Genomic DNA, 20,824 nt, shown 5'->3' with positions numbered 1-20,824 from the left:
ATTTGAAAAGGTTATCAGAACCAGCCAGGTTTTATGGATAATAAATAACAATGATGTTTAGCATATAATAGAATAATGAGCCACTCACACGATAAAGAAGATAGCTGTTGCAGTAGTAAAGTACATGCTGAACCAAAACATACCCATGATCATAACCACGTACATGCAGAAGCTGATGACCACGGCCACGATCATGGTGGAGATCCATCAGCCTTTAAAACTTATTTGCCAGCCCTCGTAACCTTGATAATGCTGTTGATAGGAATTGCATTTGATAATCTTTTTACCATTCCGGCATTTCAGATCATTCGCCCTTATTGGTATATCGTGGCTTATTTACCGGTAGGTATTCCGGTTTTACAAGAGGTTTGGGAAACATTTAAGGCTAAAGATTTCTTTACCGAGTTCTCTTTAATGTCTATCGCTACCATAGGTGCTTTTGCCATTGGTGAGTACCCGGAAGGGGTAACGGTTATGCTTTTTTACACCATTGGCGAATTGTTTCAGATGGCTGCCGTAAACCGTGCCAAAGGAAATATTAAAGCGTTACTTGATGTAAGGGCAGAAGTAGCGCATGTGTTCAGAAATGGAAAGTACGGGGATGTTAAGCCTGAACAGGTAGAAATTGGTGAAACGATACAGATTAAGGCCGGAGAGAAAATTCCTTTAGATGGCGAATTAATTAGTGATAAAAGCAGTTTTAATACTGCTGCTTTAACGGGCGAGAGCAAACCGCGAAACATTAACAAAGGCGAATCGATTTTGGCCGGGATGCTTAACTTGGATAAAGTAGTAGAAGTTAAAGTTACCAAGGCTTTTGCCGACAGCGCATTATCCCGCATTTTGGAAATGGTTCAAAATGCCACAACGCGCAAAGCCAAAACCGAACTCTTTATCCGTAAGTTTGCGAAAATATACACCCCGATTGTTTTCTTTTTAGCCCTTGCGCTGGTTACGGTCCCGATTTTGGTTTTAGGAAGTGAATATCATTTCCAAACCTGGTTATACCGTTCGCTGGTTTTCTTGGTTATCTCCTGCCCGTGTGCGCTGGTCATTTCTATTCCATTGGGCTATTTTGGAGGGATTGGTGCGGCATCGGCAAATGGCATTCTTTTTAAAGGCGCCAATTTTCTGGATCTGATTACCAAGCTCAATACGGTTGTAATGGATAAAACAGGTACCTTAACAAAAGGTGTTTTTAAGGTTCAGAAGGTAGAAAGCATTATCGATGAAGCCCAATTTCTAAACATATTAACAGCGTTGGAAGCTAAATCCACTCATCCAATTGCTAAGGCCATTGTAGCATATGCAGGTGTGAAAGACATTCATCCCGCCGAAAACATCGAGGAGATTGCCGGAATGGGTTTAAAAGGCATCGTTAATGGTCAAGCAGTTTTAGCCGGTAATGTTAAGCTTTTGCAGCAATTTAATATTGACTTTGAGCCTAAGATTGCATTGATAGAAGAGAGCATAGTTGTGGCTGCTATCAACCAGAAATATGTGGGTTATGTGCTCATTGCCGATGAAATAAAAGAAGATGCCTCCAGGGCAATTAAACAGCTTTATGAAAATGGAATAAAACAGGTGGTGATGTTAAGTGGTGATAAAACTTCAATCGTTAAAAAAGTAGCCAGAAGTTTAGGAATTGATACCTATTTTGGGGATTTGTTGCCTGAAGGTAAAGTAGCCAGACTGGAAGAAATTAAAAGCGAAAAAAGCGGGGTGGTGGCTTTTGTAGGCGATGGAATTAACGATACTCCTGTATTGGCAATCAGTGATATTGGTATTGCGATGGGGGCAATGGGCAGCGATGCCGCTATCGAAACCGCAGATGTAGTGATTCAAACTGATCAGCCTTCAAAAATTGTCACTGCGGTTAAAATAGGGAAGGCAACCAAAAATGTGGTGGTCCAGAATATTGCATTGGCATTTGCTGTCAAAGCAATTGTTTTAATTTTAGGAGCAGGAGGTGTAGCAACCATGTGGGAGGCTGTTTTTGCCGACGTTGGTGTGGCACTGCTCGCCATTTTAAATGCTGTGCGCATACAGAAAATGAAATTTGACTAATTTTTAAACAGGCTTCCCGGTTACCTGAGCTGAACATATCGATTTAAGGTTTGGGACTCAATTTTTTTGCTTAATCAATTTAACTGCCAAATGCCATTTGCCCACCGAAATTTGTGGGCTCTGAGCAAGATATGTTGAAAAATATAAGAGCAGATTACTATCAAAATTAGTATATTTGGTTATGTCTGTACCAGTTCGATATCCTGTTTTAAATGATGACGAGCCTGTAAGGCAGCTCAATGAGCTTGATGCATCATTAACTTACAGCTATGCCAATTATTTAAACTGGCTTTTTCCTGAAAGGGTAGAACTCATTAAAGGTAAAATCTTTAAGATGAGTCCTGCGCCATCAAGGGTGCATCAGGGTATTTCTATTAATTTGTTAAATCCAATAATCAATTTTTTAAAAGGTAAGCCTTGCAAAGTTTATGCAGCGCCTTTTGATGTCCGCTTTCCAAAAGAAAGTAAGGCTGATAAAGATGTATTTACTGTCCTCCAGCCTGATATTTGCGTCATCTGCGATAAGAGCAAACTGGATGCCCGCGGTTGTATCGGTGCGCCCGATCTGGTTGTCGAAATTTTATCACCGGGAAATACCAAAACGGAACTGCTTCATAAATACCGTGTTTACGAAGAGTTTGGCGTTAAGGAATATTGGGTGGTGAGCCAGGGCGATCAAAGTATTTTAATTTATACACTAGACGAAACGGGTAAATTTCAGCCCTCCAAAATATTTACCTTAAGCGAAAAAATTACGTCAACCGTATTACCCGGTTTTGAACTGGCATTGGATGATGTTTTTGAAGATTTATAAAATTCATCAATATTTTTGTATTACTACTTTTTTTAGTATCTTGAATGAATATGTCTGAACCTGTTCCATATCCTTTTTTAAATGATGATGAGCCTGTCAGGCAGTTCAATGAGCTTGATGCATCATTAACTTACAGCTATGCCAATTATTCAAACTGGCTTTTTCCTGAAAGGGTAGAACTGATTAAAGGCAGAATCTTTAAGATGAGTCCTGCGCCATCAAGTTTTCATCAAATGATTTCGGGTAAAATTTACCGCAGATTAGGTAATTTTCTTGAAAAACATCCTTGTAAGGTCTTTATCGCTCCATTTGACGTGCGTTTTTTAACAGGAAGTAATGATGACAAAGCAATATTTACTGTTTTACAGCCAGATATTTGCGTAATCTGCGATAGAAGCAAAATCGATGTCCGGGGCTGTATCGGCGCACCCGATATAGTTGTAGAGGTTTTATCGCCGGGAAATACTAAAACTGAATTGCTTCATAAATATCGCGTTTACGAAGAATTCGGCGTTAAGGAGTACTGGGTGGTGAGCCAGGGCGATCAAAGTATTTTGATTTATACCCTGGATGAAACGGGTAAATTCCAGCCCTCTAAAATATTTACCTTGAGCGAAAAAATTACATCAACCGTTTTGCCGGGTTTCGGGTTGGCATTGGATGATGTTTTTGATGACGTAGAATAAAACTTTATTATAATGCTTGTTTTGCAGTAACCAATTTTACCAGTCCTGATTGACGTGATAGCTTCCAACTTCACTTCGGACCTGCAAACCAAAAGCAGGACAGGCCTAAAATTAAAGGTAACCCGCTTTCCAAAACTGATACCCTTATCTGCGGTTTGCCTGCTTTAGTCTTTCAGTTTTCCGATTACCTAGGCTTTGGGCTTTCAGCTTAATTAGCTATTTTTGGGCTTTTATAACAATTTTCATGAGCATTTCCACCAAGTACAATCCTGCAGAAACAGAAGATAAATGGTATAGCTATTGGCTATCTAAAAAGTTTTTCCACTCAGAACCTGATGAGCGCGAACCTTACACCATCGTCATTCCACCTCCAAACGTCACAGGCGTACTGCACATGGGACATATGCTTAACAATACCATTCAGGATGTATTGATCCGTAAAGCCCGTATGCAGGGCAAAAATGCCTGCTGGGTACCCGGAACCGATCATGCTTCTATCGCGACTGAGGCAAAGGTGGTAGCCATGTTAAAGGAGCAGGGAATTGATAAAAAAGATCTTTCGCGTGAAGAATTTCTGAAATATGCCTGGGAGTGGAAAGAGAAATATGGTGGTATTATTTTAGATCAGTTAAGGAAATTAGGAGCAAGTTGCGATTGGGACCGTACCCGTTTTACCATGGAAGAGGATCTTTCTGAAGCGGTTATCGACTCATTTATCCATTTATATAAAAAAGGATGGATTTATCGCGGAATCCGTATGGTGAACTGGGATCCCGCTGGCAAAACCGCGGTTTCTGACGAAGAGGTAATCCGTAAGGAAGTAAACCAGAAGTTATATTATATTAAATACCTGATTTCGGGAACTGAAGATCAGTTTTTAACCATCGCTACAACGCGTCCGGAAACCATTATGGCCGATGCAGCCATCTGTATCAACCCGAACGACGAACGTTTTACGCATTTAAAAGGCAAAAAGGTTTTCGTGCCTTTAGTTAATCATGAAATCCCGGTTATTGAAGATGAATATGTTGATATTGAATTCGGTACCGGTTGTTTAAAAGTAACGCCGGCGCACGATCTTAATGATTACGAGCTGGGCGTTAAGCATAATTTACCAGTTACTGATATTTTAAATGATGACGGTACCCTAAACGAACTGGCTGTGATTTTAGTGGGCGAAGACAGGTTTGTTGCCCGTAAAAAAATTGCCAAGATGCTGGAGGAGGCCGATCATTTAGAGAAAGTAGAGGATTACAAATCGCAGGTTGGTTTCTCTGAACGTACCAATGCCGCTATTGAACCTAAACTTTCGATGCAATGGTTTGTAAAAATGAAAGAAATGGCCCAGCCTGCGTTGGATGACGTGCTGAATGGCGAAGTAAACCTGATCCCGAATAAATTTGAAAATACCTACCGCCACTGGATGGAAAATGTGCGCGACTGGAACATTAGTCGCCAGTTATGGTGGGGGCAAAGAATTCCGGCCTGGTATGATGATAAAGGAAATTGGGTAGTTGCCAAAACAAAAGATGAAGCCTTGGAAGAATTCTGGAAGAAAAAACATCTTGATGAAAATTGTTCAGAAGCGGAAAAAGCTGGATTCAAACATCAGCTAGCGCCATTTTTAAGACAGGATGATGATGTGATGGATACCTGGTTCTCATCATGGTTGTGGCCAATCTCTGTTTTTGATGGCTTTAAAAATCCTGAAAATAAAGATATCAACTACTATTACCCAACCAATGATCTGGTTACTGCACCTGAAATTTTATTTTTCTGGGTGGCCCGCATGATTATGGCTGGACATGAGTTTATGGGCAAAAAGCCATTCACAAATGTATACCTAACCGGTATTGTACGTGATAAATTAGGGCGTAAAATGTCTAAATCTTTAGGTAATTCACCTGACCCGATCGGCTTGATTGAAAAATACGGTGCAGATGCCGTTCGCGTGGGCATGTTAATGTCATCACCTGCAGGTAACGATTTAATGTTTGATGAAAGTTATTGTGAACAAGGCCGTAATTTCGCGAGTAAAATATGGAATGCCTTCCGTTTGGTAAAAGGATGGGAAGTTGATGAAAACCTGGCGAATCCAAATACCCAGGCCATATCATGGTTTGAAAACCGTTTTAATGAAGCATTGGTAGAAATTGAAGCCAACTTTAAACAATATCGACTTTCTGAAGCACTAACCATCACTTATAAGTTGGTTTGGGATGATTTCTGTGCATGGTATTTAGAAATGGTTAAACCTGCTTATCAACAGCCAATTGATGCGGAAAGTTATCAAGCTACAATTGCATTTTTCGAAAATATCATCAAGTTATTGCATCCGAATATGCCTTTCATTACCGAAGAGTTGTGGCATGATGATCTGTTTGGCGATCGTGCAGAAATGGATTGTTGTATTGTGGCCGAATTTCCGAAAGGCGGAACTTTTGATGAGCAATTGTTGAAAGATGCAGAGGTAGTTAAGACCGTTGTAGCTGAAATTAGAAATGTACGGAACCAAAAACAGATTTCTCCTAAAGAGGCATTGCCTTTAAGTATCAAAATAAATTCTGAGCTTGATTATGAAAAATGGCTAAACATTGTTTTCAAACTAGCCAATGTATCAGAAGCAGAAATTGTAAACGATAAAATTGTTGGTGCAACAACTTTTATGGCCGGAAAAGATGAGTTTTTTATTCCATTGACCGAAAACGTTGATGTAGAGGCCGAGCGCCAACGCTTAAGTGCTGACCTGGTTTATCTGCAGGGATTCTTAAAATCGGTTGATGCCAAATTGAGCAATGAACGTTTTGTGCAGAATGCCAAACCTGAAATTATTGCCAATGAGCGAAATAAAAAAGCAGATGCTGAGGCAAAAATTAAAATTATTGAAGAAAGTTTAGCGGTGTTAGGATAGCTGTAACTTCAGGAATAGGAAGTCAAAAAGTTTCTTGAACCAATTTTTTTATTTAAGAATATATAAAATAAAGGCTCCGCGATCGGAGCCTTTATTAATAGTAGTAACTTTTTAGTTTCTGATAATAATAGCTGTAAGACCCATTATTATAGAACCTGTAATGCCCAGGAAAAGTAGGTTTGCTTTCATCTTTGAAAAGTCGCGCAATTTGAACCCAATATAAGCTTCTCTGCCAAATGTATACAACGGACGAATAGAGAATGATAATAATAATATAAAAGTAAGTATCATATTTCGTTAATCGTTTCTCTCTGCTAAACATACTCCAAATGAAACTACTGCAATAGCAACTCCAATAGGCCCCATAAACCATTTAGCCACGGTACCAAATGCTTTCATGATAAGATGTTTTGACCAGGTTTTTAAGCGGATGTTCCTAATCTCAAAATATTTTCCGGATCTATTTGATTGTTCTAATATAATAATCAGTTTTTTGTAAACATAGCGTTATAACTGTTTATTTTGCATTTACGAATCAAGTAATAAAATAACCGCTAGAGCGTAAATGTTTCTAGAAGATGATATTAAAGATGTTGAAAATACCCCTATAGTAAGGAATTTATGACATCCAACAACCAGAGGGCTTTTCTGCTACCATATTTATACTTAAATCATTATTTCAAACGTTTTCCTACCTACCAAATAAAATAGTTTATGCTTTAAATATTGGTCTCCCGGCTATTTATGTAGGGTTAATACGATTATGAGCCGTTAATTTAAAATAAGGTTTCAAAAATATTACTTACAAATATTTAAGCTTTGTTTTTATTAACCATATTTTAGTTTTTAATAAGACGGTCTGCTAGATCGTAAATGATGAAGCGATAATCTAACCTAATATCCTGAAATGGAAAATTCCAGAAGAACATTTATTAAACAATCAGCAATATTTGCTGCAGCAACCTATGCAGGCACCATGGGTATGAGTGCTAAAAGTTATGGACGTATCATTGGTGCAAATGATAGGGTGCGTGTGGGTGTTGTTGGGTTTTCTGATCGTTTTAAGGACACGCTTTTACCTTGTTTTTTGAACCATAATAAGGAACTCAACTTCGATATTGTAGGTCTTTCTGATCTTTGGAACTACCGTAGGGATTTAGGAATTGCCCATTTGAAAGAAAAATTCGGTCATGATATTAAAGCTTGCCGTAACAACGAGGAGCTTTATGCTACAAAAGATCTGGATGCCGTAATTATCAGCACAGCCGATTTTCAGCACGCGCTTCACACCATTGAGGCTGTAAAAGCCAATTGCGATGCCTATGTAGAAAAACCTTTCGCCGAAACTATGGATGATGCTAAAGCTGCATTTAAAGCCGTTAAGGCCAGTAGGCAGATTGTGCAGATTGGCTCGCAAAGAAGGAGCGGAGAAAATTATATCAATGCGGCAAAATTTATACAGGACGGAAAATTCGGACCGATCACTGCAGTTGATCTGGTATGGAATGTAAACCAGCCCGGCAGATGGCGCAGGCCAGATTTAGTAGCTAAACTAAAGGAAGAAGATATTGATTGGAAAAGATTTTTACTCAATCGTCCGAAAGAAGCTTTTGACCCAAGAAAATACTTAGAGTACCGTTTATTCTGGCCGTATTCATCAGGAATGCCAGGACAATGGATGAGTCACCAGATTGATACCGTGCACTGGTTTACCAATTTAAAACACCCGCGAAGTGTGGTTGCCAACGGTGGTATTTACACCTGGAAAGATGGCCGGAGAAACTGGGATTCGATGGTTGCTGTATTTGATTACGGTCAGCCTGATACTACCGACGGTTTCCAGGTTACTTTTACTTCGAGGATGCAGAATAGTGTGGGCGATGTAGGTGAGGTTTATTATTCAAACGGTGGAGAGCTGAACCTGATTACCAATAAAGTTTCGCCAAAAGGTGGCTTAAGGGAAAAAGAAGCTGCAGCCATGGGCTTGAAAGCCAATTTATTGCCCGAGTTTGATTTAAGTAAAAAAGAAATTAAAACAGCTACGGGAGCCAGTATGGGTGGCGACAGCTTAACCTCTGGCCATATGCGCAACTGGATGGAATGTGTGAGGAGCCGACAAACACCAAATGCTCCTGTAGAAGCCGGTTATTCGCATTCTATTGCCAATATCATGACCAATGCTGCGGTACGTACAGGGGCAAAAGCTGTTTTTGATGAAGGCAGACAGGAAGTGATGGCAAACGGAAAAGTATTCAAATATTAAGATAAAAAGCACTGTCATTGCGAAACAGAAACCAAGCTATTCAGCAAAATGCTTCGTCCTTCCTTGCAATGATGGCAATAAAAAACTACTATGTTAAATTTAAAAAAGTATAGTGTTCTGGCGCTTTCGCTAATCAGTTTATCAGCAGCTGCCCAAAAAACAAAACCCTTATTTGACGGTAAAACGCTTACCGGTTGGAAAGCCGTTGCAGGAGCCGCTCCATACAAAGTTGAAGATGGAATGATTGTGGGAACCATGACCAAAGGCACGCCCAATTCATTTTTGATTACCGAAAAAGAATATGGCGATTTCATTTTGGAACTGGATGTGAAACTGGAAGGCGAAACCACCAACTCGGGTGTACAAACCCGTAGCCATATAAAACCGGAAGGCAATAATGGTAAAGGTTTGGTTTTTGGCAGGCAGGTAGAAATAGACCCTACGCCTCGGGCATGGACGGGTGGTATCTATGATGAAGCCAGAAGGTTGTGGCTTTACCCTTTAGAACTTAACCCATCGGCAAAGCCCCTGTATAAAAAGAATGAATTTAACCATTACAGGATAGAATGTATCGGTAATGAAACCAAAACCTGGGTAAACGGAAAATCTGTTGCTTATGTGATCGATACTTTGGATAAATCGGGCTTTATTGGCCTACAGGTTCATGGTATTGGCAATAATCTCGACAACGATGGCAAGAAAGTTTATTTCAAGAACATCAATATTCAAACAGAAGGTTTAAAAGCCAAACCCTTTCCAAAGGGGATTTATACGGTTAATTTAACGCCGAATACTTTATCTGCTTACGAAAAATCGGAAGGATATAAACTGTTATTTGATGGTAAAAGCAATGCAGGCTGGGTTGGGGCTTATAAAACTTCTTTCCCTGCAAAAGGATGGAAAATTGCCGATGGTGTAATCAGTGTTGAACCTTCGAGCGGTGCAGAATCGACCAATGGCGGCGATATTGTAACCAAAGATGAATATGCTGCTTTTGATTTATCCTTCGAGTTTAAGCTTACGCCCGGAGCCAATAGCGGTGTGAAATATTTTGTCACCCTGAGCGAAAATAATGCAGGTTCGGCCATTGGTTTGGAGTACCAGGTTTTGGACGACGAATTACATCCCGACGCTAAATTGGGTAGAGATGGAAACCGCACTTTGGCATCCTTATACGATTTAATGACCTCAAAAAAAGAACCACGTTACCTGCGTCCTATCGGCAGCTGGAACAATGGCCGTGTAGTGGTTTATCCTAATAACAAAGTAGAACACTATCTAAATGGCGTTAAAGTGCTGGAATATACGCGGGGATCAGCAGAATTCAGAAAACTCGTTGCCATTAGCAAATATAAAAACTGGAAAAATTTTGGTGAAGCGCCAAAAGGGCATATCCTGCTACAGGACCATGGCAATAAAGTAGATTTCAGGACGATTAAAATCAAGACTTTATAAGTTTTTGGTGTGAAAATGAGCGTCGATTGAATACGATGGTCCGGGGTACCGCTTTGTCTAACATCTATGCCAGGCTTTAGGCTAGCTGGCTCATCCCATGAGTACTGACACAAGTTAATTAGCCCCGACGGACGCGGAAATACTTTTTGTTGCATGTCCGATCATACAGCGGCCAAACCGGAACAAAAAGATTGCAGCATTGGCGGGACCAGACTTTAATAGCAGCAGTAGTTTGGCGCTCCAAATCATCATTTTAAAAAAAAATAAAATATTAATATATCATGCATCGTCGATCTTTTGTTAAAACATCAGCATTAATAGGTTCTGGTTTACTTTTGGGCAACCAGGGCTTTGCCAGTTTAATGGCTGATGAAATGATTAATGTGGCCATGATTGGTTGTGGCGATCGCGGTAAAGGCGTTTTGTCGGTCATTAAATCTATGCCTGCAAAGTACAAAATTAAAGCCTATTGCGATTTACTTGATTTTAGGCTGAAGGAAACCGAAAAATATGTGCCTGCGGAGGCCAAAGCCGTAAAAGATTATCGAAAAATTTTAGACGATAAAACAATCGACGCGGTTTTTATTGCTACGCCATTAAGCGAGCATTTCCGTATTGCAAAAGATGCCGTGCTGGCCGGCAAACATGTGTATGTAGAAAAAACCATGACTTATCATATTACCCAGGCACTCGAGCTTAAGAAACTGGTTAAGCAACATCCTAACCAGGTTTTTCAGGTGGGTTATCAATACCGTTATTCGCCGTTATATTTTAAGGTAAAAGAGATGATCCAAAGTGGTTATTTGGGTAAGGTTAGCCAGATCGATTGCCGTTGGGACCGCAATGGGAACTGGCGGAGGGCTGTGCCGGATCCGGCTTTAGAGCGCAAAATCAACTGGCGCATGTACAAGGAGTATTCTGGTGGATTGGCTGCAGAATTGCTCTCGCACCAGATCGATTTTATCAACTGGGCTTTCGAAACCCAGCCTGATGAAATTATGGGCTCGGGAGGGATAGACGTTTTTAAGGATGGCCGCGAAACCTATGATAACATTCAGGCCATTTTGCGTTATCAGGAAAAAGGTATGATTGGCAATTTTGGCGCCACTTGTGGCAACGCACATGATGGATACCTGTTTAAAATAAAAGGGACAAAGGGTTCGGTTTCTCTGCTAACCAATACGGGCTTATTTTACCCGGAAGCGCGTACCAAGAAAGAATTGGGTATTGTTGATGGCGTAACCGGGGCGACAAAAATAGTCGTCAATAAAGATGGTGGGATTCCAATTCTGGAACAACCTACCATAGATGGTACAAATTATGCGCTTGATGAATTTTATAAATCGATCACTACCAGGACAGAACCGGCATCGAATATCAATACCGGAACGCAGGCCGCTATATGTGTGGCCATGTGTAACGAGGCGATTTATAGTGGTAATAAACAGGTGTGGAAGAACGAATATAGCGTTTAAATCATATTTTTTGTGGTCATACTGAACGATTGAAGAACCCGGAGGCTCTGCGAAGCAAATCTTTTCTATTGGTCGTACGTCATCTACGAGAGAAGTATTACTCTTTTTTCATTTAGTGGATGCCGGTTAAATGTCGGTCGTTTAAGATACAACCTGTAAACAAAAGTAAATTTTGACAATTAGGCGGGCGCATGGTGTTGCATATTGGTATTTTCCCTGTACTTATTTGGAAATGAACGGTTTGAGGTGCTTGGCAGCTTTAGTCCCGCTTTCCATTACAAGTCCTCTCCCGATGAAATCGGGATCCGGGCTTTCCATTACAATCGGGTTTAGGAACGAAGGCTTTTTGAATCTTGCAACTGTAAATGAGAACTACTTTTTGCAAAAATCAACCAGTTTTACCAGACACATCGTAGTAAATAAAACAAAATAAAGTTAAGCGAAAAAAAATTCACCATTTGACCCCAGCTACTGCATTACGATTCCCAGTCGGGCTGGGAATGACGGATTTTATTTTCTGGTTTGTAATCATTTAAACTAAAGCGCCAGGTATTCCGGCATTTCCGGTACAAATTTAAAGCTGCCCTTTTGCGTATCCATTTTCGCATAAACATGCTGCAAACCATTGGTTAATACTATCCATTTAGACTGATGGACTGAATTATACCGCGAGGCCTGCTCGAAAACCGATGGTGTAATTTTCACTTTAGGCGCCTTGCATTCAATCAACATCAGTTTTTCACCAGCAGTATTGTAGACTAAAATATCACTTCGTTTTTGTAGCTGGTTTAATACCAAACCACCTTCAATCTGGATCAAGGTACGCGGGAATTTCTTTTCCAGAATCAAATGATGTATAAAATGTTGGCGCACCCATTCCTCTGGTGTTAGCACCAGGTGTTTCTTCCTTAGCTCATCAAAAATAAATACCACATTATCTTTTTTGGTAATTTTAAACGGGTAGGGCGGAAGGTTAAGCGGGGTAGGGGTGAACATTTCAGTTGGCAGTTTTCAATTGGCAGTTTTCAGTTTGCAATTTTCAGTTTGCAGTTAACAGTTTTAAGTCGCTTAACAACGCAACAATAAAACATTGATCAACCATTGCAGCTCCAAAGTTAGTTAATTTTGGATGATGCGATGAAGTCTCCGGTCTAATATCTCATATCTCTTATTTTATAAACATTTAACCAAATCCTAAAACCTAAATTGTAATTTTACAGGCAATGACTGCTGCCGAAATTATTAAAGATCTTAAAGCCCGGAAATTCAAACCTGTATATTTATTGCATGGTGAAGAATCTTACTATATCGATCAGGTAACCGATTATATTGAAGATAAGCTGCTGAATGATGCCGAGAAAGGATTCAACCAAACGGTTTTATATGGGAAAGATACGGATATGGCTACGGTTTTGGGTGCGGCCAAGCGTTACCCGATGATGTCTGATTACCAGGTGGTGATTGTTAAAGAGGCACAGGATTTAAAGTGGGGCAAGGAAGATAGTTCAAAGGAGGGAGAATTTGTACTCAGTTACTTCGAGAAACCACTACCCAGTACCATTCTGGTGCTGGCTTACAAATATGCAAATTTCGACAAGCGAAAAAAAATCTATAAAGCCATCAATAAAAGCGGACTGATTTTTCAGTCTGATCCGGTGCGCGATTATAAACTGGTACCCTGGATCGAAGAATTTGTTAAAGAAAAAGGTTACAAAATCGATCAGCAGGCCTCGGCGCTAATGGCCGAATATCTGGGTACCGATCTCTCTAAAATTGCCAATGAGATCGAAAAGCTGATGCTGAACGTGTCGAAAGATGTAACTATTAATACCGATCTGGTTCAGAAAAATATAGGGATTAGTAAAGAATATAACGTTTTCGAATTGCAGAAAGCCTTGGCCATCCGCGATGTGTTAAAATGTAATAAAATTATCAATTATTTCGCCAGCAACCCCAAAGCCAATCCAACCGTTATGGTTTTAGCCAACTTGGGCGGTTATTTCACCAAACTCCTTAAATATCATTATATTCCGAATAAGGCTGATGCTGCATCGGCATTGGGCGTGCCGCCATTTTTCATCAAAGATTATGAGGTAGCGGCAAGAAATTACAATACAGGAAAAGTTTTTCAGGTGATCGGTTTACTCCGTGAATACGATTTAAAAAGCAAAGGGTTGGATAGCACTGGCAACGTTGATGATGGCGAACTCTTGAAAGAACTGGTATTTAAGATCGTTCACTAAGCATACAAATCCATTCTTTATCAGTATTCCGAATTCAGCGGAAAACTTCCTGGCAGAAAATCAGGCTAATTAGCGGTGATTTTCTGTTCAATGCAACACCATAAATCTTCTCATGCCTACAGGAAAAACCTAAAACATCTTAGGTAGGATTCATTCATTTTTAGTAAAAGGTTTTACTAATCTATACCATGATTATGCTATCGTTTGCCTTATTTAAATTTAACTTTAATTGGTTGTAAATTAACCGATTGTAAGGTTTGCGGGTGATTGTTTTTGTAAACTGATCTGCTAATGATATATTTGTTATGCAACCGATTGTTTTGCAGCACTAAACCAAATGAAATTATGATCTATAAACGAATGATTTGCTGCCTGGCGCTTTTAACCAGCTGCGTAGCTTATTCTTTGGCACAAAACGCCAACCCTTATGTCATCAATCCAACAACTAAACCTTACTTGTTACGAAGTTTCCTGATGTTTGAAGGGAAGAAACGTACCCATGTGATTTCTGTAGGTACGCCCGAAAAGGTAAATTATGCTTACGATCTGAAACAGGGCGCCTTGCTGGAAGTATGGCGGGGAGATTTTATAGATGCAAGAGAAATGTGGGAAGATAGGGGAGAACCTCAGCTGGCCAAACCTTTAGGTACCGTTTTAACACTTTCGGCAGCACCAGCTCTTGCAGTATTGTCTGATAAAGATGCCGCATGGCCGGATTCCATCGCATTCGATGATCTTCAGAACCAGGGCTATGTTTTAGATAAAAGCAAAATGCCTACATTTTTGTACTCGGCCAACGGTACAGATGTAAGTGATAAAATAGCCGTTTTAGATGGCGGAGCAGGACTCAGCCGTACCATCAGTATTAAAAACAGCAAGCAGCCGCTGTATTGCCGTATTGCAGCCGGACCAAATATCGAAGCGCATAAAAACAACAGTTACGTGGTTGGCAACAAAGCCTACACTATAAAAATAGCTGATGGTGTAAAAGCTTTCATCAGGAAAACCCAAAACGGGAAAGAATTGCTGGTACAGCTGGCCAATGCAACCGATTCGTTAACTTATTCCATAAGCTGGTAATCAAGACATGAAAAAATCAACATACTTATTGTTTCTTTTGTTGCTGGGCACTGGTCTGGTAACGGTAAAGGCACAAACACAAGCACAAACAGAAAAACAGATTTATCCCATCGTAACCGTTCCCATTCCAAAAGAAATTGCGCTTGAAGTGGGTGGGATGACCTTTTTACCTAACGATGAGCTGGCAGTGGCTACCCGGAAAGGCGAAGTTTGGATTATCACTAATCCCTATATGAAAAACGGACAACAACCCAAATACCGTTTGTTTGCACATGGCATGCACGAAATTTTGGGCTTAAACTATATCAAGGGAGATCTTTACCTCACCCAGCGTGCAGAAATTACGCGCCTGCGCGATCTGGATGGTGATGGTGAAGCTGATGAATACCGCACGATGTACTCCTGGCCATTATCGGGTAATTACCATGAATACGCCTATGGCCCTATATTGGATAAAGATGGCAACATGGTGGTTACGCTTAATGTGGGCTGGATCGGTTACGGTGCCAGCTTATCTAAATGGCACGGCTGGATGCTTAAATTTACGCCTGATTTCAAAATGAAACCATTCGCAACCGGTTTCCGCTCGCCGGCAGCAATGGCACTGAATGATGATGGTGAAATATTTTATGCCGAAAACCAGGGCGACTGGGTAGGCTCAGGTAGCATTACCCATGTAGAGGAAGGCGATTTCGTAGGGAACCCCGCCGGATTGGTGTGGGCCGATCAGCCAGGGTCGCCGGTAAAGCTGCGCAAACAAGATATCCCAGATACCGGTGAGCCCGAATTTGAAGTGGCCAAAAGGGTGCCCGGATTAAAAACGCCTTCGGTATGGATTCCGCATTCCATTATGGGCAACTCTACATCAGGCATCCTCAATTATACCGATAAAGGCAATATGGGGCCTTTTAAAGGACAGCTTTTCGTAGGTGACCAATCGCAGAGTAACATCAACAGGGTATTTTTAGAAAAAGTCAAAGGTGTATACCAGGGCGTGGTATTTCCATTCCGCAGGGGATTTTCTTCGGGCATACTCCGGATGAACTGGGGTTCAGATGGCAGTATGCTGGTGGGGATGACTTCCAGAGGATGGTCATCAACAGGGAAAGCCGAATATGGCCTGCAGCGTTTAACCTGGTCGGGTATTATGCCGTTTGAGGTACAAACGGTAAAGGCCCAGCCGGATGGTTTCGAACTGGAGTTTACCCTTCCGGTTGACGAAAAAACAGCACGCGATGCCGGCAACTATAAACTCTCTACCTTTATCTATAAATACCATCACATTTACGGTAGTCCGGTTATCAATCAATCGGCACGTAACATTAAAGCGATAGTAGTTTCTCCGGATCATAAAAAAGTACGTTTGGTTTTGGATAGCTTAAAAGAAGGTTATATCCATGAAATTAAAATGGAAGGATTGCGCGCTGAAAACAGCAAGATCCCTTTATTGCACGATTATGGATATTACACCATGAATAAAATTCCTGATGGAGAAAAGCTGGCACTGACTGACGAAAATAAACCCACCGGTACTGCACCGATAGCACACCATATGGAGGGTATGGATCATCACCAGATGGGCAACAAGCCTGCAGCGGGCGGCGCCGTTAAAGGCAATACCGATATCACCAAACATGTCACGCAACAGCCCGAAACCTGGACCAAAGGACCGGATAAAACAATTGTACTGGGAACCAAACCAGGTTTGAAGTTCGATTTGACCAATATCACCCTAAAGGCAGGTACCAAAGTAAAACTGACCTTTAAAAATGTGGATGATATGTTGCACAACTTTGTGCTTACTCTGCCGGCATCGGGTAATGCCGTGGGAGAAATGGCCTTGAAAATGGGGCTTGACGGCGAAAAGTATGATTTTGTTCCCGCCACACCTAAGGTATTGGCGTATACCTCATTGTTACAACCCGGCAAATCGGATACGATTTATTTTACCGTACCGAACAAACCCGGCCTATATCCTTTTATCTGTACCTATCCTGGCCATTATATGGTGATGAAGGGCCAGATTAAAGTGGTTAAGTAATATCACGAATAGAAGACGGCTTACTCATTCACTTGAGTAAGCCGTTTTACTTTTACCGAAAAATCATCAAGTCTCTCACTCATCCTAACGCTGGTTTTAGTGCCTGTAGATTCAAGCCTACAACATAATTGATCTAGTGCACTAATCCAGATATTAAGATTTACTTAGGTAATGAGTTAGAATTGTGCAACCAGAGCCTGTCATTCGTCTACAAATTCAGTTTTATTTTTTCTGATAAAATCTACCTGTAATTGTTGCAAATTCTCGGTTTTATACAGCTTATAAAATTGCTGGTCAAATTCGTTTAGTGGATTGTCATCATAGGATTTGCTAAAACCTTCTAACGTTCCGTCTTGATGTTGTGTTATTTTGGAATTTTCCTTAAGAAAGGTGTCATTAGCCTGCTTGGTCAAATTGGCAAATTTGTTTGCCCCTACAAATTTTAAGGCCTCAGGTAAATGTTCGTAAAACTGTCCGCTTGAATTAAAATAAAATTGATTGTAACCACCATTATTTACTTCAGATTCCAGTAGCCAAATCATATAGATAGCCTGTCTTGATTTGTTCCAACGCATTACAGTTCCATATTCTTTTTTGTAATCTGTTGGTTGTTTCTCTGATAAGTTATCAAAAACTACCTGCAATAAATCTGTGTCAGGAGTGCTGTCGATAATTTGACTTGTTAATTTTTTATGTATTGGCCTGTTCTTGAATGTTTCTATTGAATTGGCAAGTTGGTCCTGAATTTCTTTTGACAGTTTGCCATCATCTTTTTTTACCTGACCGGAACAACCAAACAAGTTTAATATTGTTGATATGAAACTCATCATGATTAAAATTTTTACCCTTAGCATGTAATTAGTTTGATAATTGTATGGGGATTTTGAACAGGTTTTGTATATGTTTGATGATGCGCAATCTTAATTTAATCGGACACTTAAGATGGAGTATAGATTTAATTTAGTGCGCTAAGGTATTAATTTTTTATTGAAAATGGAATATGTTCATTCCGGTGCAAGTCTTAGCACCAATTGCCCTAAGTGGGAACTGACTTGTGTTTAGGTAGATTGCTTTTGTTTTAATTTTTAGTCGCCGAAAATCTCCTGATCATAATCATAACCAGTCTCCTCAGGGAACTTTCCATCTAAATCCGGAAAAATGATTTGGACAGATTCGAAGTAATCGTTTTCATATAATCTGAACGTACTCAGTATTTTTTCATTCAAGGCTTCATTTTTTACCGGAATAATATATACCGGGAAACGATCTATCAGGTCATTTAATTTTTCATTCAAAGGTATTTTTTTGTTTCTGAATGCCTGGGCATAATTGGTTATCAGTTTATTGGTTAAGCCATTTGGTAAGCCAGAAACAAAAGCTTCTGGCATCCCAAAATTTTTATATAGTCCACTTGAATAACCATAAGAAGTAACGTCTTGCTCTTCGAAAACATAGGTTACATGAAAGCCATGTTTTTCTATATTTTTGTCAACCATTTAAAAGTATAGTCTTTTTTGCGCTCCGCTCATTTTGTAAGGTTTTTTTGCTATTTGAAGTTATAAGGATAACTGATTTCTTTTAGATCAGTTTCGAGTTGTTCCCAATCTTCCAGTTCCTCAACAATGGATAAAACCATTTCTTTTGTCAAGGTTTGTCCACTATAAATTTTTGATACGGTTTCCAGGGGGATTCCACTTGCTTTGTAACTACCTTCAAAATAATCAGTCGCCCAATCAACATAAGTCTGAGGATCTCCGTCAAAAATGCTCAACATTTCTCCTGAATGATCTTCAATGTTTTCAAGTTGTCCAACTTGCCAGTTTTTCGGTTCAGTGGTCCATATACAAAATGTAGTACCCAGTGATGCGACTGGCTCCCCAAAAACAAATTCATTAAAAATTGCAGGCAAATTGGCTGTTAATTTAGTCTTATCTTGTTGCTTATAGTGCAGCGCAGTACCATTTATTGCACAGCCGTTCGGTAGAAATAATATATGAATTTCTTCACCCGAACCATTTCGCATTTGCAAACATTGTTCGTCGAGGCCCCAGTTCGAATAGAATGAATAATAACGGTACTGCCATTCCTGACAAATTATTGCGTCTAAAGCTGAAATCGCTTTACAAATATTCTCCAGTGATGTTCTATCTGGGAGTAAACTGAGATTTTTTGTTGAAATCATTAATTCTATTCCTTTTGATTTAGTGTTGTGCTAACTGAATGCTTGAGCATTTAACATTGCCTTTTTATACTCATTAATTATGATCCACTTCACTTCGTGATCACTGCTGTGTTTAAGCTTTTCAGATCCACAAATGCCACAAGTCCAGGCTGCATATCTAAAAGGTCTTTTTAATTGAAACTTATTTCTGGTAACCGGAATATTGAGCTTTTTGCATCGTTGACAATAACACTGGTTTCTTAACTCTTGTGGAATTTTCAAATCTTCCATTAAGGCAAAAATCCTAAACTCTTCAGAGATAAATTCGTTTGCATTTTCCATAGTTAGCCCGGAGTGATATATCGTTTTATTCTCGTACTTCAGGTACTCCAGATCTTCGTTTATTTCGTAAAAGGCTAAGTATTTGCTGTCGTATCTGCTTACTGAAACTACTTTATTTATTTGCTGAAAGGCATATTCAATGCTGATCTTTTTACTTATTACGCTATTGGCAATCGCCAAGGCATATTTTTCGAGTAATTCCTCTTCCGTTTTTTCAACATTGATTTTTAAATCTTCAATACTTTTCCAAAAATAATATTCTCGTTCTGCTGTCGAATTGAAGTCTAAGCCTGCAAGAATCAGTAAATTCTCGGTTTCGTAACCCAGTTCCATAACACTAACTGCCCAGCTTACGAGTTTTTTACTGTCAAATTGAGATAGGGCTCTGTCTGCTAAAACTTCAAGGGTTAGTTCGTCGATTGTCATTTGATAAAGTTAGCATTAACTTTTAATGATTTTCGTTTGAGTGATAGCACACAAGGTAAAGTATAAAAAACGCTATTTATTGTTTGTTAAAGTTTGTTAGCCTATTCATTTTAGTGCTAACTGCCCATTCTAGCGTAAGTTTTAGTGCCTGCTGTGTCTACATAAAACCTTGTGTTAGTACCGATAGCTGTAAATTGTTTAACTTTAGCTATGAACGAAAATAAGATTAAGCCACAACAGCTTTGGGATTTATACGATATCTCTATAAATAGTGCTCATGAACTGCTTATTGCTCATGGCTTTCGTTTTCTTCAACGGATAGAAAACTTAATGCTTTATCAGGCGCATGGCGAGGCTTTTACTTTGACTGAAGAAAGTGGTGTGGTAACAAACGTGCAATACAAGATGAGGGATGAAGCAGTATATGATACCTGTATTAAACACGCAAAGCAAGCTTTAAACTTCGAAACCCTATTTGAAAAATCTGAACCATCGGCAGATATCATACGTCTTGATGATGAAAGATGTACGCTGGTGGGTATGATGATTAAAGGGGAGGGCGATTATCAATCGTTAGGAATTACGTTGCTTGCTAAACTTCCGCTCCCCAATCCTGAAAGCAGGGTTGAGGTCGTTTTACAGCCACCGCCCGGATCTTCGTTATAGTATAAACCTTGGCGTGCATTGGCTTAAGTTTTGGCCTGACTTGTGCTTTGGCAGTATCTTAAAGATTATTCATCAAAGCTCAAGTTTATCCAGTCCGCTGGCTTATACACTGAGACTTTAGCTTGCAATTAGATTTATAAAGGGGTCATTTCGACCGTAGTGCCCGCCTGTGCGGGGAGAAATCTTTTAGCATA

General features: G+C 39.9%; 16 protein-coding genes. 11 read left to right on the top strand and 5 right to left on the bottom strand.

The features are described from left to right. Positions 1 to 75 precede the first annotated feature (75 nt). The 7 genes from ACK1I8_RS12240 to ACK1I8_RS12210 all read left to right on the top strand — a co-directional run bounded on the left by ACK1I8_RS12240 (position 76) and on the right by ACK1I8_RS12210 (position 11,671). On the top strand, positions 76 to 2,067 hold the full coding sequence (locus ACK1I8_RS12240) for a heavy metal translocating P-type ATPase (RefSeq protein WP_412465670.1): 1,992 nt from the start codon (positions 76 to 78) through the stop codon (positions 2,065 to 2,067). 181 nt (positions 2,068 to 2,248) lie between these two features. Then, positions 2,249 to 2,881: a Uma2 family endonuclease gene (locus ACK1I8_RS12235; protein WP_412465669.1), complete on the top strand. Its 633-nt coding sequence runs from the start codon at positions 2,249 to 2,251 to the stop codon at positions 2,879 to 2,881. A 44-nt stretch (positions 2,882 to 2,925) separates the two neighbouring features. Next, the gene (locus ACK1I8_RS12230; protein WP_412465668.1) at positions 2,926 to 3,567 is read left to right on the top strand and encodes a Uma2 family endonuclease; all 642 of its coding nucleotides are present in this window, start codon (positions 2,926 to 2,928) and stop codon (positions 3,565 to 3,567) included. 244 nt (positions 3,568 to 3,811) lie between these two features. Beyond that, complete coding sequence (locus ACK1I8_RS12225) at positions 3,812 to 6,478, top strand: valine--tRNA ligase (RefSeq protein ID WP_412465667.1); 2,667 nt, start codon at positions 3,812 to 3,814, stop codon at positions 6,476 to 6,478. Positions 6,479 to 7,385: 907 nt separating this feature from the next. Next, complete coding sequence (locus tag ACK1I8_RS12220) at positions 7,386 to 8,741, top strand: Gfo/Idh/MocA family protein (RefSeq protein WP_412465666.1); 1,356 nt, start codon at positions 7,386 to 7,388, stop codon at positions 8,739 to 8,741. A 90-nt stretch (positions 8,742 to 8,831) separates the two neighbouring features. Continuing rightward, positions 8,832 to 10,196 (top strand): DUF1080 domain-containing protein, encoded by a 1,365-nt coding sequence (locus ACK1I8_RS12215; protein WP_412465665.1) that lies wholly within the window; start codon positions 8,832 to 8,834, stop codon positions 10,194 to 10,196. A 281-nt stretch (positions 10,197 to 10,477) separates the two neighbouring features. Next, on the top strand, positions 10,478 to 11,671 hold the full coding sequence (locus ACK1I8_RS12210) for a Gfo/Idh/MocA family protein (protein WP_412465664.1): 1,194 nt from the start codon (positions 10,478 to 10,480) through the stop codon (positions 11,669 to 11,671). Positions 11,672 to 12,208: 537 nt separating this feature from the next. Here the strand turns inward: ACK1I8_RS12210 and ACK1I8_RS12205 are convergent. After that, entirely contained in the window at positions 12,209 to 12,667 is a 459-nt protein-coding gene (locus ACK1I8_RS12205) for a type I restriction enzyme HsdR N-terminal domain-containing protein (protein WP_412465663.1), read from the bottom strand. Positions 12,668 to 12,894: 227 nt separating this feature from the next. Here ACK1I8_RS12205 and holA point away from each other — a divergent pair, with 227 nt between their 5' ends. From holA to ACK1I8_RS12190, 3 genes are all read left to right on the top strand, one after another. Further along, positions 12,895 to 13,914 carry a DNA polymerase III subunit delta gene (gene holA, locus ACK1I8_RS12200; RefSeq protein ID WP_412465662.1) on the top strand — a complete coding sequence of 340 codons (1,020 nt, stop codon included), beginning with the start codon at positions 12,895 to 12,897 and terminating at the stop codon, positions 13,912 to 13,914. 345 nt (positions 13,915 to 14,259) lie between these two features. After that, the gene (locus tag ACK1I8_RS12195) at positions 14,260 to 14,994 is read left to right on the top strand and encodes a hypothetical protein (protein WP_412465661.1); all 735 of its coding nucleotides are present in this window, start codon (positions 14,260 to 14,262) and stop codon (positions 14,992 to 14,994) included. Positions 14,995 to 15,001: 7 nt separating this feature from the next. Further along, a complete protein-coding gene (locus ACK1I8_RS12190) occupies positions 15,002 to 17,035 on the top strand; it encodes a plastocyanin/azurin family copper-binding protein (RefSeq protein ID WP_412465660.1) in 2,034 nt (677 codons plus the stop codon). Positions 17,036 to 17,235: 200 nt separating this feature from the next. Here the strand turns inward: ACK1I8_RS12190 and ACK1I8_RS12185 are convergent, their stop codons facing one another. The 4 genes from ACK1I8_RS12185 to ACK1I8_RS12170 form a co-directional block, all read right to left on the bottom strand. Further along, on the bottom strand, positions 17,236 to 17,865 hold the full coding sequence (locus tag ACK1I8_RS12185; RefSeq protein ID WP_412465659.1) for a DUF4375 domain-containing protein: 630 nt from the start codon (positions 17,863 to 17,865) through the stop codon (positions 17,236 to 17,238). Between the two features lie 255 nt (positions 17,866 to 18,120). Then, positions 18,121 to 18,531: a DUF4262 domain-containing protein gene (locus ACK1I8_RS12180; RefSeq protein ID WP_412465658.1), complete on the bottom strand. Its 411-nt coding sequence runs from the start codon at positions 18,529 to 18,531 to the stop codon at positions 18,121 to 18,123. A gap of 50 nt (positions 18,532 to 18,581) precedes the next feature. Further along, positions 18,582 to 19,217, bottom strand: coding sequence for a hypothetical protein (locus ACK1I8_RS12175; RefSeq protein ID WP_412465657.1), 636 nt, complete (start codon positions 19,215 to 19,217; stop codon positions 18,582 to 18,584). Between the two features lie 30 nt (positions 19,218 to 19,247). Continuing rightward, positions 19,248 to 19,964 (bottom strand): hypothetical protein, encoded by a 717-nt coding sequence (locus tag ACK1I8_RS12170; RefSeq protein WP_412465656.1) that lies wholly within the window; start codon positions 19,962 to 19,964, stop codon positions 19,248 to 19,250. Between the two features lie 210 nt (positions 19,965 to 20,174). On the opposite strand from ACK1I8_RS12170, the gene ACK1I8_RS12165 reads away from it, so the two are divergent. After that, positions 20,175 to 20,630: a hypothetical protein gene (locus tag ACK1I8_RS12165; RefSeq protein WP_412465655.1), complete on the top strand. Its 456-nt coding sequence runs from the start codon at positions 20,175 to 20,177 to the stop codon at positions 20,628 to 20,630. The last annotated feature ends 194 nt before the right edge of the window (positions 20,631 to 20,824 follow it).

Origin of the sequence: Pedobacter sp. KLB.chiD, from assembly GCF_047040275.1 — a bacterium.
Lineage (GTDB): Bacteria > Bacteroidota > Bacteroidia > Sphingobacteriales > Sphingobacteriaceae > Pedobacter.
The sequence above is the reverse complement of the archived record's forward strand: the minus strand, read 5'-3'. Positions and strand labels throughout refer to the sequence as shown.